Raw genomic sequence first — 3,411 nt, 5'->3', positions numbered from 1 at the left:
CCCGGGTCTTTCGGCAGCCTGTGATGCTCAGCATGAGTGTCAACGTCGATGTCAAACGACGGTCGATGTACGCATACAAGTTATTTCGTGGTCAGAGTCCTCCTCGTGTGTGACAGAGAAATGATGGTCATGAACGTGCTCTGTCACCAGAACATGCGAATATGGCTTTGACAGATCATGGAAAAAATTTGCAATAAGCATGTCGCGGTAAGCACCTGCATCGTCTACCCTTGACGGTAGGGCGTGCTGCACGTTGCATCCCCTGTCCATTTGTTAACGAAGTGAGCCACAGATGATTCACCGTCGATTGTCGGCACTGGCGCTCGTCGCCTCCGGTGCCCTCGTTGTCACTACAACGACGATGCTGCCCTCGTTCGCGGCCGACGCGGACCGCGCTGATGCCTCGTCACCGACCCTGGCCGATGCCACCTCACCGTTCACGATCATCGTCCACCTTGAGGAGGGGAGCGGCGACCCTGCTGCCAGGCTCGCCGACGCCAAGAAACGTATTGGTGACGCCGTCTCTCAGTCCTCGCCGGGCGCGACCATGGAGGTCGTGCGAGACTACACGCACGCTTTCGAGGGCCTCGCGATCAAGGCGCCGGACTCCGCGCTCTCGGCCATCAAAGCGACGCAGGGCGTGGCGGGTGCCTTTGTTGAGGGGTACCACGATCCGGTCACTGACCCCGACTTTTGGAGCATCCAGGGCGGGTACGGAAAACCTGCTGATTCGTCAGATCTGGGCGCGGCCTCGCGTATGACCGGTGCTGCGGCAGCCTCCCAGAGAGGCCAGGGGCAAGTCGTCGAGGTCATCGACACGGGGGTTGACACCTCGCACAAGGCCTTCGCGGGCGTGATGGATGCCGCCTCGCTGCGCCTCACGCAGACGGACATGACGTCCCTGATGACAGACCTCGGTGCTGGCAAGAACGGCGCATGGGTCAGCGACAAGATCCCCTTCGCCTACGACTATGGCGACGGTGACGCGAATGTGATACCGGGTAGCGAGGGCGGATGGGCATCAGAACAGGGCACGCACGTCGCCGCTCTCGCGACCGCCAACGACGCTGCCTTGACGGGTGCGGCCCCCGGCGCACAGCTCATCGTCGCGAAGGCCACCAGGGGAAACACGTACACCGCGAACGACAGCGCCTTGCTGGCCGCCCTCGACGACGCGGCGGTACTGAAGCCTGACGCGCTCACCGTGTCCTTCGCGACGCTTGAGGGGATGAGCACCGACTCGGTCGCGCTCTACTCGCAGGTGTATCAGACCCTCAGCGATCAGGGCATCGTCGTGAACGCGCCGGCCGGAAATAACGAGAACAACAGCTACGCCAGTGACCCGGATACGGGGCTGCTCGGCTTCCCCGCGTTCTACCCCTCGACCCTGGCGGTGGCCTCGGTCGATGAACAGACCGTGGCGGAGCAGGGAACGCAGCCGATCAGCGTCTCCGACTTCTCCGGTACGGGCGCGACCTACGACCTGCGTCTCAAGCCCGAGATTGCCGCGCCCGGCGGGGCCGTCATGTCGGCCAGCCCCGGGAACTACTACGGTCGCATGTCCGGCACGGCCGAGGCCTCGGCTCAGGTTGCGGGTATCGCCGCCCTCGTGCGTCAGCGCGTGGCGACCGATCCGGCCTTCGCGGGGATGAGCGCGGCGGAGAAGAACGCGGTGGTTACGAACTTCTTGATGGGCACTGCGCGCCCGATGCCGGACGCGACGCAGACCGACGGGACTTTCTACTCGCCGCGCCGCGTTGGCGCAGGCCTTGTGGACGCGGTGGGGGCCACGACCTCGCCGGTGTACCCGAGCGTGGTCGGAGCTGCGGACTCCTCGCGTCCAAAGGCTGATCTGGGCGACGGAACCGACGGATGGAGCTTCCAGGTACAGCTGACCAATGTGTCCGACGCTGCCCACACCTACACGCTTGGCGGACAGGCCCTCTCCGAAGACGTCCAGAGCATGCTCTTCACCGGCCACTCCACCAACTGGGCGGGGAAGGGGATCGACCTGACCTTCTCCTCCGACTCTGTGACCGTGCCCGCGAAGTCGAGCGTCACCGTGACCGTCACGGTGACCCCGAAGGGCGAGTTTGCCTCGTACGCGACGAGCAACACGCCCAACGGAACCTTCATCGACGGTGCCGTGACCTTCGCGAGCACGGACGGACAGCCCAACCTGACGGTTCCCTACCTGGGCTTCTACGGCTCGTGGGGAGCGGCGAGCGTCTTCGATCAGCAGAGCCCGAACAACCACAAGGTCGGCTTCGGCACAACACTCATGAGTAGCACCCTGCCGTTCGGGCAGTTCAACCCCTTCGAGATCGAAGACGAGAGGGCGCTGCACGACTTCAACCCCGAGGGCTTCGTCATCACGCGTTCCACGAAGGCTGGCGCGCGTACCAGGGCTGCTACGGGGACCATCCTCCTGCGCGCCGTCCCGTCGCTGACCTACACGGTCACGAACGAGGCCGGGGCGACCGTGAGCACCTACACGTGTGATCGCGCGGACAAGGCGTTCTACGACGACCACTGGCGCGGCATGCACAATGTTGAGTTCATGTCGCCCGGATGCGCTCCGGGTTTCGACGGCTACGACGCTGACGGTAACGAGTTGCCCGACGGGCGCTACACGGTGACGATTGAGGCCGCCACCTACGGGCCGTCGTCAATGACTCAGCAGACCAGCTACAGCTTCGCGGTGGACACGGCCTCGCCCGTCATCTCGAACGTTGCAATCACGGGCGAGGGGGATGCTGCGACACTGTCCTTTGACGTGACCGACGCCTCGCCGATTGCCGGCTTCGGCTTCAAGGCCACCCCGGACGGCGCGCTCACCCTGTGGAAGGAAGAAGAGTATCTGGGTCAGCGCGCAGACGATGGCCTCTTCCACGAGCACTATCACGTGAAGATTGTCGATGTCCGGAGCCAGCTCGGCGTCGATCCCGCAACCATCTACCTCTACGCGTGGGACTGGGCCAAGAACGAGGGGACGACGACCGCGGCCATCAAGCCTGTCGCGATGACCTCCCTGTCGGTGTCGCCTGCGTCGGCGTCGCTGGTGGTGGGGGAGAGCGTGACGCTGTCCGCCTCGCATGAGCCTGCGGATGCGACGGTGACGTCTGTGGTGTGGTCCTCCTCTGACGAGGCCGTGGCGACGGTGAGCGCGGATGGTGTCGTGAGTGCGGTGGGCGCGGGGGATGCGACTATTACGGTTGCTGACCCGACCCAGCCTTCTGTGATGGCCAGTGCGACCATTCACGTCAATGCGCCTGTTCCTGCGCCGAAGAGCGGGAAGTGGGTACGTGGGGCGCACGGCTGGTGGTATCGCTACGAGGATGGTTCTTACCCGGTTGATGCGGCTGTGGTGATTGATGGTTCCACGTATCGTTTTGATGCGGCCGGGTACAT

The 3,411-nt window shown here is 64.2% G+C and carries 1 protein-coding gene; it reads left to right on the top strand.

Annotation, left to right across the window (positions count from 1 at the left end; all coding sequences use genetic code 11):
- Positions 1-292: 292 nt before the first annotated feature.
- Positions 293-3,411, top strand: a 3,119-nt coding sequence (locus HMPREF1136_RS06650) for a S8 family serine peptidase (RefSeq protein ID WP_009648575.1), incomplete at its 3' end; no start/stop codon positions are given.

The organism is Actinomyces sp. ICM47 (assembly GCF_000278725.1).
In the GTDB taxonomy this organism is placed as follows: domain Bacteria; phylum Actinomycetota; class Actinomycetes; order Actinomycetales; family Actinomycetaceae; genus Pauljensenia.
Note: the sequence above shows the minus strand (reverse complement) of the source record. Positions and strands in the feature narration are given on the sequence as shown.